Origin of the sequence: Rhabdaerophilum sp. SD176 (genome assembly GCF_030143245.1) — a bacterium.
Taxonomy (GTDB): domain Bacteria; phylum Pseudomonadota; class Alphaproteobacteria; order Rhizobiales; family Beijerinckiaceae; genus Rhabdaerophilum.
Genome location: NZ_JARJNS010000002.1, coordinates 355,709 through 368,977, shown reverse-complemented (window position 1 = coordinate 368,977; position 13,269 = coordinate 355,709). Strand labels below are relative to the sequence as shown.

The window sequence follows — 13,269 nt, the reverse complement described above, 5'->3', positions numbered from 1 at the left end:
AGGCGTGCCGGAAGCGCCAGAACCGACGGCCGGGCCCCGCCGCTGGTACCAGCGGATCGACTGGGGCCTGGGCATCGTGGGGATCCTGTCTTTCGGCTCCGCTGCCTACGTTTTCTTCAAGGAGGGCCCGACCCTCTGGCTGCAGATCCTGATGGAGGATGCCTGGCTCTTCGCGAGCATCCTCCCCAAGGTGGCTTTGGGTTGCCTGATCGGCGCCTTCGTGCGGCTGCTCATTTCCCGCGAGATGATCGAGCGCTATGTCGGGCGTGGCTCGGGCCTGCCCGGCCTCGCCATTGCCGGGCTGATCGGCATGCTCTTCCCGGCCGGCCCCTTCACCATCTTCCCGCTGGCGGTAGTGCTGATGGCCAGCGGCGCGGATCGCGGCGCGGCCGTCACCTTCATCTCGGCCTGGCTGCTCATCGGCATCAACCGCGCGATCATCTGGGAAATGCCGTTTTTCGGCACGGATTTCGTGCTGTTCCGCTTTCTGCTGTCGATGCCCATGCCGATCCTGCTGGGCCTGATGGCGCGGGCGCCGGTCTTCGAACGGCTCTCGCCCACCCCGCCCCGCAGCGACGGGCCCGGAGGCGTGGCATGATCATCGCCTTTTTCACGGTCCTGCTTTTTGCCATCGCCGTGACGCTCGGGGGCGTGGCCTGGCGGCGCGGCCGGCCGCTCTTCGACAAGGGCCTCGCCGATGCCCGGGCGCAATTCCTTCATCTGCTGCCACGGCTTCTGATCGGGATTCTGGGTTCCGGCTTCCTCGCTCACCTGCTCCCGCGCGAGACCGTGCTGGCCTGGTTCGGTCCGAATTCCGGCTGGACGGGCACCCTGCTCGCCACGATTGCCGGCGCGCTGACGCCGGGCGGCCCGGTCGTCGGCTATGCGCTTGGCGCCGCCGCCCTCAAGGCCGGGGCCGATTTCGCGCAGGTCATCGCCTATGTCACCGCCTGGTCGCTGCTGACGCTGAACCGCATGCTGACATGGGAAATGCCCTCGATGCCGATGGGGCTCATTGCGGTCCGCGTGATCGTCTCGCTGCCGCTGCCCTTCCTCGCCGCCTGGCTGACCATGCTGGTGCGCTGACGCATCCGCCCGCAAAGTGGGAACCGGTTTGCGGAGAAAGCGGATGCGTTGAGAAAAGGACCATCCGCCCGCAAAGTGGGAACCGGTTTGCGGAGAAAGCGGATGCGTTGAGAAAAGGACCATCCGCCCGCAAAGTGGGAACCGGTTTGCGGAGAAAGCGGATGCGTTGAGAAAAGGACCATCCGCCCGCAAAGTGGGAACCGGTTTGCGGAGAAAGCGGATGCGTTGAGAAAAGGACCATCCGCCCGCAAAGTGGGAACCGGTTTGCGGATGAAGCGGATGCGTTGAGAAAAGGACCATCCGCCCGCAAAGGGAGAACCGGTTTGCGGATGCGCGACGGCGCTCTTCCCCCGCCGGTAAGCGGCTTGCCCGCCCTCAGGCGAGCCAGCGCTTCCGGCGCTTGTAGCTCTTCACCTCGCGGAAGGACTTCCGGTCGCCTTCGGAGACGCCCAGATAGAATTCCTTCACGTCCTCGTTCTCGCGCAGCGACTTGGCATCACCATCCATGACGATGCGGCCGGTTTCCATGATGTAGCCATAGGTGGCGTATTTCAGGGCCATGTTGGTATTCTGCTCGGCCAGCAGGAAGGACACGCCCTCCTTGGCGTTGAGATCCTTCACAATCTCGAAGATCTCCTCGACGATCTGCGGTGCAAGGCCCATCGACGGTTCGTCAAGCAGGATCATCTTCGGCCGCGACATCAGCGCCCGACCGATGGCGCACATCTGCTGCTCGCCGCCGGAGGTATAGCCTGACATGGATTTCATCCGCTGGCGCAGACGCGGGAAATAGGTGTAGACCATCTCCATATCGCGCTTGATCGCCGCGCCGCCATCGCGTCTGGTGAAGGCGCCGGTCAGCAAATTCTCCTCGATGGTGAGATGGCCGAAGCAATGCCGGCCCTCCATCACCTGGATGCAGCCGCGGCGGACGAGATCGGCCGGGCTCATCGCATCGACGCGCTCGCCCTCGAAAATGATCGAGCCTTTGGTGACATCGCCGCGTTCTGCCTTGAGCAAGTTCGACACCGCCTTGAGCGTGGTCGTCTTGCCGGCACCGTTGGCGCCCAGCAGGGCGACGATGCCGCCGCGCGGGACGGTCAGCGACACACCTTTGAGCACCAGGATCACGTGGTCATAGATGACCTCGATATTGTTGACCGACAGGATCGGTTCGGTCGTCTCGCTGGCAGGCTGCATCGCACGCTCCGGTTGAGGCGGGGAAGAGAAGGAGGGGGCGGACCAGCAGCCCGCCCCGTTTTCGGTCGCAGCCGTGCTTAGGCCGGCGCGTCGCAGGCTTCCGTGCGCTTCGGCCAGCCGGCATCCTTCGAGACATATTCCTTCGCTGCCTGTTCGATCAGCGGGCGGACGATGTTCTTCAGCGGCTCGATCCAGTCCGAGGCCTTCACATACTTGGTGCCATCCCATTGCGAGACGAACACCTTGTTATGGCCGTTATGGTCGGCACAGGTGACCTTGACCGGTGCGGCAAAGCCTTCCATCCCGATTTCCTTGAGGCGGGCCTCGGTGATGTTGAGCGCTTCGAGGCCGCGGCGCACATCGGCACCGTTCACGGCCTTCTTGCCCGTCAGGCGCTGGGCCGTGCGGACGGCCTCGGCGATCAGCATCGAGTTGTACACGCCACGATTATAGAGGTTCTCGCCCACCTGCTCACGCTTGGCCTGGCTGAGATTCTTGTCGAAGACGTGCTTCAGGATGTCCTGCATCACCGGGAACTGGGCCCCGGTATTGTGGAAGTTCAGCGTCTTGTAGCCCTTGGCGCCGGCTTCGCCCGCACGGGCATCGTCATCCCCGCCGGCCCACCAGACACCGACCAGCTTGTTGATCGGGAAGCCGTTCTTGACCGCTTCCTTCACGGCCGTCGGGTTCATGGCACCCCAGCCCTGGTTGTAGATCCAGTCCACGCGGTCGCGGCGGATCGACAGCCAGACCGAGCCCTGGTTCTGCATCTGTGCCGCGGGCACCGGATAGAGCTTCAGGTTGAAGCCGTATTCCTTGGCCAAAGCCTCGAGAACCGGGATCGGCTCCTTGCCGAACGGCGCGTCAAGATGGATCAGGCCGATCGTCTTGCCCTTGATGTTGCCGCCCTCGGCCTGCAGCACGTGGCGGATGAACACCGAAGCGCCATCCCAGTAGGTGACCGGCGGGTTGAACACCCACGGGAAGTTGTTGCCGTCGGCCGAGGCCGAGAGCCCATAGGCCATCGACAGCACGGGAACCTTGTCCACCGCCGCCTTGGGAATGAGCTGCAGGGTGATGCCGGTCGAATAGGGATTGTAGAGAACCGGATTCTTGCCCTTGGTCGATTCGTAGCATTCGACACCCTTCTTGGTGTCGTAGCCCGTCTCGCATTCCTCGATGATGATCTTCGCCCCGCCGATGCCGCCATCGCGTTGGTTCAGCATCTCGAGATAGTCGCGCATGCCGTTGGCGATATGGATGCCCGAACCCGCAAACGGCCCCGTGCGATAGGTCAGCAGCGGCACATAGACCGTGTCCTGCGCAACCGCCGGCGCGGCCAGCGAGGCAAAGCCCGCCGCCGCCAGCGCTGTGAGCGTGAGTTGACGTAACATGTGCACTTCCTCCTTTGCTCCGGCCCTTTCCGGGCCTCTTTCGCTTCCCGATGGCTGGTGCCGCCGGGCATTTCTCAAGGCTGCGCCCTCAATAGGGGAACGGCCAGGTTCTCAGTTTCTGCTTCGTGATCTGCCAGAGGCGCGCCAGTCCATGCGGCTCCACGATCAGGAAGAAGATGATCAACGACCCGACAAAGAGGTGGTTGATATGCTCGGCCGTGGCGCCGGCCAGCGGCAGGCCGATGGCCGGCAGGCCGAATTTCAGGATGATCGGCACGATGTTCAGCAAGGCAGCCCCGAAGAAGCAGCCGATCAGGCTGCCAAGGCCACCGATGATGACCATGAACAGGATGTTGAAACTCTGGTTGATGTTGAACGCATCCGAAGCCTCGCCGCCACCATACCAGAGGAACATCATGCAGGCGCCGGCCACGCCGCAATAGAAGGACGACATTGCGAAGGCCGTCAGCTTGGCCGGCAGCAGCCGGATACCCATCAGCTCGGCGGCAATATCCATGTCGCGGACGGCCATGAAGGTCCGGCCGATCCGGCCATGCAGGACGTTCGAGGCGACCCATGTCATCAGCACCACGATGCCGAGCAGCACCATGTAGCGCACGGTCGGTGTCGCATTCGCGCCGGTGATCGCGACACCGAACAGCGTCCGCTGCGGCACCTCGATCGCACCCGAGGCGTTGTAGTTGAACAGCCACGGTACACGCACGAAGCACCATTCGAGGAAGAACTGCGCCGCCAGCGTCGCCACCGCGAGGTAGAAGCCCTTGATCCGGAGCGAGGGCAGCCCGAACAACGCGCCGATCGCGGCCGAGAACACGCCGGAGGCGAGGATCCAGATGATGATGTTCACGTCCGGGAAATAGGTCGTCAGCTTGTAGCAGGCGAAGGCGCCCACGCCCATGAAGGCGCCGGTGCCGAGCGAGATCAGCCCCGTATAGCCGGTGACGATGTTCAGCCCCATCGCGCCGAGGCTGAAGACAAGGAACGGGATCATCACCGTCGAGATGAAGAAGTTCGATCCGAAGATCGGGATGATGATGGCGGCCGTAGCCAGGATCAGGCCGATGCCGATCCGGTCCTGCAGGATCGGGAACACCGCCATGTCGGCAGAGTAGGTCTTCTTGTACTGGCCCGCCTCGCGGTAGAACATGGGTCAGACTCCGTCTGGAAGGCAGAGGGGAAGGGGCAGTCGGCAGACAGACCTGCCGCCAACACCCGATTGCCGATTGTCGAGTGCCGAGTGCCGCATCGTCAGATCCTCTCGATGATCTTGTCGCCGAACAGCCCCTGCGGACGCACCATCAGGAAACCGAGCGCGATCACATAGGCGATCCAGTTCTCGATGCCGCCGCCCACCAGCGGCCCCCAGTAGAACTCGGCCAGCTTCTCGCCGATGCCGATGATCAGCCCGCCGACAATCGCGCCGGGGATCGAGGTGAAGCCGCCAAGGATCAGCACCGGCAGCGCCTTGAGCGCGATGGTCTGCAGCGCGAAGGACACATCCGAGCGCGCGCCCCACATGATGCCGGTGATCAGTGCCACGATGCCGGCGGCGAACCACACGATGGCCCAGATCTGGTTGAGCGAGATGCCGACCGAGAGCGCGGCCTTGTGGCTGTCGGCCACCGCGCGCAACGCCCGGCCGATCCGCGTGTACTGGAAGAAGACCGCCAGGGCCGCGATCATGATCGAGGCGATCACCGCCGCCGCGATATCGATCTTCTGGAAGGTCACGCGGCCACCCAGCATGGCGACATCGAACGCCCCGCGCGGCAGGCCGAGTTCCTCGGCGATCATCTGCTTCGGCTCGCCGCCGAAGATGAATTCACCGATGCCGATCAGCACATAGGTCAGGCCGAACGTCGCCATGAAGAGAATGATGTCGGGCTGGTTGACCAGCGGCCTCAGCACGACCCGTTCCACCGCCACCGCGAGCGCCAGCATCACCCCGAGGGTGAGCAGCACCGCCAGCCAGGCCGGCACGCCCTTCTCATGCAGGCCGACCAGCGTCAGCCCGGCGAACACCACCATGATGCCCTGCGCGAAATTGAACACGCCGGAGGCCTTGAAGATCAGCACGAAGCCCAGCGCGATCAGCGCATAGAGCACACCGGAGACGAGGCCTTCCCACAGGGTCTGCACCAGCAGGTCTGGCGCGCCGCCCATCTGGAGGAAGGGATCGATGAAAATCTTGAACAGAAGATCCATGCCCGCCCCCGTTTAATGCGCGACGCCCAGATAGGCATCGATGACCTTCTGGTTCTTCTTGACTTCATCCGGCGTGCCATCGGCGATCTTCTGGCCATATTCGAGCACGACCACCCGGTCGGACAGGTCCATCACAACGCCCATGTCATGCTCGATCAGCGCGATCGTGGTGCCGTATTGTTCCTTCGTGTCGAGAATGAAGCGGCACATATCCTCCTTCTCCTCGAGGTTCATGCCGGCCATGGGCTCGTCCAGCAGCAGCAATTCCGGCTGCATGGCCAGCGCGCGGCCCAGCTCTACCCGCTTCTGGAGGCCGTAGGGCAGCTTGCCCACCGGCACCTTGCGGATATGTTCGATCTCGAGGAAGTCGATGATTTCCTCCACGAATTTCCGGTGCTCGATCTCTTCCCGCATGGCCGGGCCATGCCGGAACAGGTGCCAGAAGAACGGCGTCCGCATCTTCAGGGTGCGGCCGACCATGATGTTGTCGAGCGTGGTCATCCCCTTGAAAAGCGCCACGTTCTGGAAGGTCCGCGCAATCCCCTGCGAGGCGGCCACATGCGGTCGCATCTTGCTCCGCGTCTGGCCGCGATAGGTAATCCGGCCTTCCTGCGGGTGGTAGAAGCCGTTGATGACATTGAGCATCGAGGTCTTGCCGGCACCGTTCGGCCCGATAATCGCGCGGACTTCGCCCTTGCGAATATCGAACGAGACATCGGTGATGGCCTTCACCCCGCCGAAGCGGAGCGTGACATTGTCCACCGCCAGCAAGGTCGCGCCAGGGGCGATATCCTGCCGGAACTCGGAATGGTTCATGGCGTTCATGGGGCCCTCCGGCGGTTTCAGGCGGCGCGCGCAGGCTGGGAAGCCGGCGTGGAGACCGGCACGACCTTCGCATCCATCACGCGCACCCGCGCCGAGATGACGCCCTTGCGGCCATCCTCGAAGGTCACTTCGGTCGAGATATCGGCCTCGGTCGATCCGTCATACAACGCCGTGACGAGGGGGCCGTAGCGATCGGCGATGAAGCTGCGCCGCACTTTCTGCGTGCGCGTCAGCTCGCCATCATCCGCATCCAGCTCCTTGTGCAGCACCAGGAAACGCCGGATCTGCGCATGGGCCATCATCGGTTCCTCGGAGAGCTGGCGGTTCACCTCGGCGACATGCCCGGCAATGATATCATAGACCTGCGGGTGTCCGGCCAGTTCCTGGTAGGAACCGTAGGAGACATTGTTCCGCTCGGCCCAGTTCCCTACCGCCGTCAGGTCGATATTGATGAAGCAGGTCACGAAATCCTCGCCCTGTCCGAAGGCAACGACCTCGCGGATATTCGGGAAGAACTTGAGCTTGTTCTCGAGATATTTCGGCGCGAACAGCGCGCCGCTGCGCAGCTTGCCGACATCCTTGGCCCGGTCGATGATGCGGAGCTGGCCGTCCTTCTCGAAGAAACCGGCATCGCCCGTACGCACATAACCGTCTTCGGTCATGGTCTCGGCGGTTTTTTCCGGCTCCTTGAAATAGCCGATGAACTGTCCGGGTGACTTGTAGAGCACCTCGCCATTCTCATCGATACGGATCTCGACATTCGGCGTGGCCGGGCCGACGCAATCCGCCCGCACGCCCCCGTCACTCTGCACCGTGACGTACAGGAACGCCTCGGTCTGCCCGTAGAGCTGCTTCAGGTTGAGCCCGATCGAGCGATAGAACGAGAACAGTTCCGGCCCGATCGCCTCGCCGGCGGTATAGGCGATGCGGATCGTCGTCATCCCGAGCACGTTCTTGAGCGGCCCGTAGACGAGCACCTCGCCCAGAGCGTAATTCAGGCGGGCGCCGATCGGCACCGGCTTGCCGTCAAGGATCTTCTCGCCCCATTTCTTGGCCACGCCGAGATAATAGTGGAACATCTTCCGCTTCAGCCAACCGGCATCCTCCATCCGGATCATGATGCGGGTCAGCATGCTTTCGTAGACGCGGGGCGGTGCGAAGGCGAAGGTCGTGCCGATCTCGCGCCGGTCCTCCACGGCCGTTTCCGGGCTTTCCGGGCAGTTGATCGTGAAGCCGGCCACCAGAGCCTGCGCGTAATTGAGATAATGGTCGCCCACCCAGGCCAGCGGCAGATAGGCGATCACGTTGTCCTGGTCGGTCAGCCCGTCGAATTCGACCGTATCCGTGGCCGCCTTCACGCAGCCTCCCGCCGAGAGCATCACGCCCTTCGAACGGCCGGTCGTGCCGGACGTGTAGAGGATCACCGAGGTATCGCTGCCTTTGCCGGACGCGATGGCATCATCCAGCCTTTTCACGGCGGCCGGGTCGCTCAGAAGGATGCCTTCGCCCTGCGCGATCACCTCGTCGATGGCCTGCAGGCGGGAATGGTCATAATCCCTCAGGCCGCGCGGCTCGTCATAGAAGACGATTTCGATCTTCGGCAGGCGGTCGGCAACGCCGAGGATCTTGTCGACCTGCTCCTGATCCTGCACGCAGGCAAAGCGCACCTCCGCATGGTCGAGCACATAGGCCATCTCGTCGGCCACGGCATCGGAATAGACCGGCACCGGAATCGCCCCGACCGATTGCGCCGCCATGATTGACCAGTAGAGCTTCGGACGGTTGGTGCCGATGATCGCCACCTTGTCGCCGCGCTGCAGGCCATGGGCCATCATCCCCAGGGCGTAGCAGCGCACCTGCCGTGCCACATCTCCCCAGCTCCATTCGCGCCAGATCCCGAGATCCTTGTGGCGCATGGCCGGGCGATGCGGCCGGACAGCCTCATTGCGGAGAAGCAGTTTCGGAAACGTGTCCAATTCGGCGGTGGCATTTGCCGTCACGCACACTCTCCCTTGATCCGTTTCGACCCCGATGCGAAATTTCGTTGAATTCCGCTTTTTCTTGTCTTCACGTTCGCAGCACAGGCCCGATTGCGCAAGATGGGCCTTGACAGACATGCAGGTCTTTTGGTCTTAAGCTATCAAGCCTGCGCGTCATTTTTGCTCAAGATGCCGGGAATTCCCGCAACATCATTGTTCTTGTGCGCTCCGCCTGTTCCGCGGCGCGGCGTTCGGTAGCGTCAGTCAGGCGCCGGAATTGCCGAACCGGACGAGATCCAGCCAGTCACGGATGGCAATGCCGCCACGCTCGACCTGCACCACCCTCGCATGCTCGAGCACTTTCAGCGACTGGTTCGTCACCTGCCGCGACAGGCCGGAGAGCAGGCCGATTTCCTCCTGCGTGATCGCGAGATGCGTGCCGACGCCCGGATTGACCCGGGGGTTGAAGATGCTCGCCAGCGCCCGCGCCACGCGGCCGGTCGCATCGAGCATGCGGTCATTCTCGACCTGGCCGATGAACTGCGCCAGCCGCTCGTTGAACTGGTGGACGAGAAAACGGTTGAACCCGACGCTGTGCTCGAACAGCCAGTTGAAGGTCGGCAGGTCCATCAGCATCAGCCGGGATTCGCGCAGGGCGACGAGATCATAGCGGCGGGGCTCGTTCTTCAGCAGGCTGCCCTCGCCGAACCAGGCCCCCGCCGCCAGCCCGGCGAGGCTGACCTGCTTGCCGGAATCCGACACGGTGGAGAGTTTGACGAGGCCCGACACGATGCCGCCCCAGCAATCGAAGCGGTCCCCCTGATGGCAGATGTAATTGCCCTTCCCATAGGTGCGTTCGACAATGCCGCGCCGCGCCTTCTCCGCCTCTTCCGGTGTCAGGTCACGGGCCCAGGCGGCCATCTGTCGAAGGGCATCGAGAGAAATCACGTGAGATCCCGTCCTCTGGCAAAGACAATTCCGTCCGGTGCCGGCGCCGCTTGACGACTATCGCGCCCGGCGCTCCGGGTGGCAACCACGCCGAAAGGCGCAGCCGATCATTCCGCCGCGAGCTGCGCCGGCATATGCGGGTTCCGGAAGCGGGCCAGCAGGGCCGCCTCGCGCCGGTCCGTCTCCGCTGCATTCCGCGCCCGGACATGGCCGAAACCGCGGATCTGCTGCGGCAAGCCGGCAATCTCGACCGCCAGCGCGTGATTGCCGGTATCGAGCACGGCCAGCAGCGCTTCCACGGTCTCGCGATACCGCCCGACTCGGGCGCGCTCATCCCGCCGCTCCGCCGTATAGCCGAACGGGTCGAGCCGGGTGCCGCGGAACCGCTTGAAGTGCTGCAGCAATCCGAACGCCTTCATCATCCACGGCCCGAAGCTCATCTTGCGGGGATGGCCTGTGGCAGGATCCGGTTTCGCAAGAAGCGGCGGCGCGAGATGGAAGGTCAGGCGCATGTCCTCGCCCTCGAAGGCTTCCTTCAGCTGGCGGCTGAATGCAGCGCCGGCATAGAGCCGGGCCACTTCGTATTCGTCCTTGTAGGCCATCAGCTTGAAGAGGCTCTTCGCCACCTGCTCGGTCAGGGCTGTCACCCCCGGCAGCGCCTTCGCTTCCGCTTCCTGCACCCGCGCCACGAACCGGCGATAGGATTCCGCATACGCCTTGTCCTGATAGGCGGTCAGGAATTCGGCACGCCGGGCGATCGCCTCGTCGAGCGTGGCCGCGAGGCCGGCGCCCGGCACGGCCTGCGCCTTGGCGACCAGCCCCTTCGCGAGTTCAGGGTCATGCGCCACCGCGCGGCCCCAACGGAAGGCCTCGCGGTTCATCGCCACGGCCTCGCCATTGAGTTCGATGGCCCGTTCCAGCGAATCCGCATGCAGCGGCACCGCTCCGCGCTGGAACGCATAGCCCAGCAGAAACATGTTCGCCGCGATCGACTGGCCGAACAGCGTTGTGGCGATCGTGGTCGCGTCGAGGAAATGCGCCAGCGGCTGGCCGGACGCATCCTTGCCTGCGGCGGACGTGATCCCCCGGCGGAGCCGCTCCGTCGGCAGCGAGTAATCCGGGTTGCGGGTGAAATCGCCCGGCAGCACCTCGGCCGTGTTGACGACGAAGAAGGTCTCGCCCGGCTTCACACTGGCCAGAACCTTCTTCGAGCCCGACACCACAAGGTCGCAGCCGAGGATGAGGTCCGCCATGCCGGCCGAAACGCGGATGGCGTGAATATCCTCCGGCGTCTTCGCGAGCCGGATATGCGAGAAGACCGCGCCGCCCTTCTGCGCAAGGCCCGCCATGTCGATCATGCCACAGCCGCGCCCCTCGAGATGGGCCGCCATGCCGAGGATCGCGCCGATCGTCACCACGCCGGTGCCGCCGACACCGGTGACAATGGCCGCCCAGGCGGCCTTGTCGAGATCGGGAATGGCCGGCTCCGGCAGCCGCGGCAGGGCCGTGCCCTTGCTCGACCCGGCGAGCTTGCGCGGCTTCGCGCCGGAAACCGTGACGAAGGACGGGCAGAATCCGTCGAGACAGGAGAAATCCTTGTTGCAGCTTGACTGGTCGATCCGGCGCTTGCGGCCGAATTCCGTATCGACCGCCTGCACCGACACGCAGTTCGAGGCCTTGCCGCAATCCCCGCAGCCCTCGCAGACCAGCTCGTTGATCAGCACGCGCTTGTCCGGATCCGGATAGAGCCCGCGCTTGCGGCGGCGGCGCTTCTCGGCGGCACAGGTCTGGTCATAGATCATGACCGTCACGCCCGGAATGCCGGCCAGTTCCTTCTGGACGGGCATCAGCTCGGAGCGGTGATGGAAGCTCACCCCCGCGGGCCAGGTATATTCCGGGCCGTATTTGTCGGGCTCGTCCGAGACAACGGCGATCCGCTCCACGCCTTCGGCGCGCACCTGCCGCGCGATCATGTCGGGTGTGAGATTGCCCTCATGATGCTGCCCGCCGGTCATCGCCACGGCATCGTTGAAGAGGATCTTGTAGGTGATGTTGGTCTTGGTCGCGATGGCCCAGCGCAGGGCCAGCACACCGGAATGGTTGTAGGTGCCGTCGCCGAGATTCTGGAAGACGTGATCGCGCGTCGAGAACGGCGCCTCGCCGATCCAGTTGGTGCCTTCACCGCCCATCTGGGTGAAGCCCTCGGTCTCGCGATCCATCCACTGGACCATGTAATGGCAACCGATGCCGGCATAGGCGCGGCTGCCCTCGGGCACCTTGGTCGAGCTGTTATGCGGGCAGCCCGAGCAGAAATACGGCGTGCGGGTGGCGAGATCGACCGTCTCGGACAACACGCCCTGCGCACGGCGGATCCGCTCGACGCGCTGCGCGAGATCGGCATCGTCCTGCCGCGCCAGCAGGCGCGATCCGACAGCGATGGCGATGTCATTCGGATCGAGCGCACCCTTGACCGGGAAGAGCCATTGGCCCTGTTCGTCCTTCTTGCCGACAACGACGGGCTGGTATTTCGACCCGTACAGCTCCTCGCGCACCTGCACCTCGATCAGCGAGCGCTTTTCCTCGACCACCATGCAGAGGTCGATATCCTGCACGAAATCCTTCAGCAGGTCCGGATCGACCGGCCAGGGCGAGGCCAGCTTGAGCAGCTTGAGGCCCAGCCTGTCGGCCTTCCCGGCATCGATGCCGAGAATGTCGAGCGCCTGCATCACGTCGAGATAGTTCTTGCCGACCGAGATGATGCCCATCCGGGGCTTCCGGCCGCCGGTATAGATCATCTTGTCGAGCTTGTTCGCCCGGAAATAAGCCAGCACGGCCGCACGCTTGTATTCGTGCAGCCGGGCTTCCTGCTCGAGGAAATTGTCGCGCGGGCGGATGTTGAGGCCGCCCGGCGGCATCTCGAAATCATTCGGGATGGCGATGGAGACGCGGTCGATCCGGCCATCGACGGAGGCGGTCGACTCGACATTGTCCTTCACGCCCTTCACCGCCACCCAGACGCCGGCATAGCGGCTGAGCGCGAAGGCATGGAGGCCGAAATCGAGGATTTCCTGCACCCCCGCCGGGTTCAGAATCGGGATCATCGTATCGACGAAATTGAACTCGGTCTGGTGGGCATTGGTCGAGCTTTCAGCCGTATGGTCGTCGCCCGACAGGCACACGACTCCGCCGAATTTCGACGAGCCCGCCATGTTGGCATGGCGGAACACATCGCCCGTCCGGTCAACGCCCGGCCCCTTGCCGTACCACAGCGCGAACACGCCCTGATATTTGCCCTCGCCGCGCATCTCCGCCTGCTGCGTGCCCCAGCAGGCCGTGGCGGCGAGATCCTCGTTGAGGCCCGGCTGGAAAACGATGTCGTGCCGCTTGAGCTGCTTGCCGGCCCGGAAAAGCTGCTGGTCGAGCCCGCCCAGCGGCGAACCGCGATAGCCGGAAACAAAACCCGCCGTGTTGAGGCCAGCGCGCCGGTCGCGCTCCTGCTGCATGAGCAGCATCCGGACCACCGCCTGCGTGCCCGACAGGAAAACCTGCTCGGCGGCAAGGTCGTACTTGTCGTCCAGCGTGACATCCTTCAGCGGAACAGGCTTGCCCAT

At 64.0% G+C, this 13,269-nt stretch carries 10 protein-coding genes; 2 read left to right on the top strand and 8 right to left on the bottom strand.

The window, feature by feature from the left end:
• Positions 1–4: 4 nt before the first annotated feature.
• Together P0652_RS05515 and P0652_RS05510 are read left to right on the top strand one after the other, a co-directional pair.
• Positions 5–598 carry a permease gene (locus P0652_RS05515; protein ID WP_284177766.1) on the top strand — a complete coding sequence of 198 codons (594 nt, stop codon included), beginning with the start codon at positions 5–7 and terminating at the stop codon, positions 596–598.
• Positions 595–1,086: a permease gene (locus P0652_RS05510; RefSeq protein WP_284177765.1), complete on the top strand. Its 492-nt coding sequence runs from the start codon at positions 595–597 to the stop codon at positions 1,084–1,086. The genes P0652_RS05515 and P0652_RS05510 overlap by 4 nt, the downstream gene beginning before the upstream one ends.
• A 375-nt stretch (positions 1,087–1,461) precedes the next feature.
• On the opposite strand, the gene P0652_RS05505 is transcribed toward P0652_RS05510, so the two are convergent.
• The 8 genes from P0652_RS05505 to P0652_RS05470 form a co-directional block, all read right to left on the bottom strand.
• The gene (locus P0652_RS05505) at positions 1,462–2,286 is read right to left on the bottom strand and encodes an ABC transporter ATP-binding protein (RefSeq protein WP_284177764.1); all 825 of its coding nucleotides are present in this window, start codon (positions 2,284–2,286) and stop codon (positions 1,462–1,464) included.
• 77 nt (positions 2,287–2,363) lie between these two features.
• Positions 2,364–3,680 carry an ABC transporter substrate-binding protein gene (locus P0652_RS05500; protein ID WP_284177763.1) on the bottom strand — a complete coding sequence of 439 codons (1,317 nt, stop codon included), beginning with the start codon at positions 3,678–3,680 and terminating at the stop codon, positions 2,364–2,366.
• 88 nt (positions 3,681–3,768) lie between these two features.
• Entirely contained in the window at positions 3,769–4,848 is a 1,080-nt protein-coding gene (locus P0652_RS05495; protein WP_284177762.1) for a branched-chain amino acid ABC transporter permease, read from the bottom strand.
• 101 nt (positions 4,849–4,949) lie between these two features.
• Positions 4,950–5,906, bottom strand: a complete 957-nt coding sequence (locus P0652_RS05490; protein ID WP_284177761.1) for a branched-chain amino acid ABC transporter permease — start codon at positions 5,904–5,906, stop codon at positions 4,950–4,952.
• A 12-nt stretch (positions 5,907–5,918) separates the two neighbouring features.
• Positions 5,919–6,731 (bottom strand): ABC transporter ATP-binding protein, encoded by an 813-nt coding sequence (locus tag P0652_RS05485; RefSeq protein ID WP_284177760.1) that lies wholly within the window; start codon positions 6,729–6,731, stop codon positions 5,919–5,921.
• 17 nt (positions 6,732–6,748) lie between these two features.
• Positions 6,749–8,731 carry an AMP-binding protein gene (locus tag P0652_RS05480; protein WP_284177759.1) on the bottom strand — a complete coding sequence of 661 codons (1,983 nt, stop codon included), beginning with the start codon at positions 8,729–8,731 and terminating at the stop codon, positions 6,749–6,751.
• Between the two features lie 243 nt (positions 8,732–8,974).
• Positions 8,975–9,658 carry a Crp/Fnr family transcriptional regulator gene (locus P0652_RS05475; RefSeq protein ID WP_284177758.1) on the bottom strand — a complete coding sequence of 228 codons (684 nt, stop codon included), beginning with the start codon at positions 9,656–9,658 and terminating at the stop codon, positions 8,975–8,977.
• A 107-nt stretch (positions 9,659–9,765) separates the two neighbouring features.
• Positions 9,766–13,269 carry an indolepyruvate ferredoxin oxidoreductase family protein gene (locus P0652_RS05470; RefSeq protein WP_284177757.1) on the bottom strand — a complete coding sequence of 1,168 codons (3,504 nt, stop codon included), beginning with the start codon at positions 13,267–13,269 and terminating at the stop codon, positions 9,766–9,768.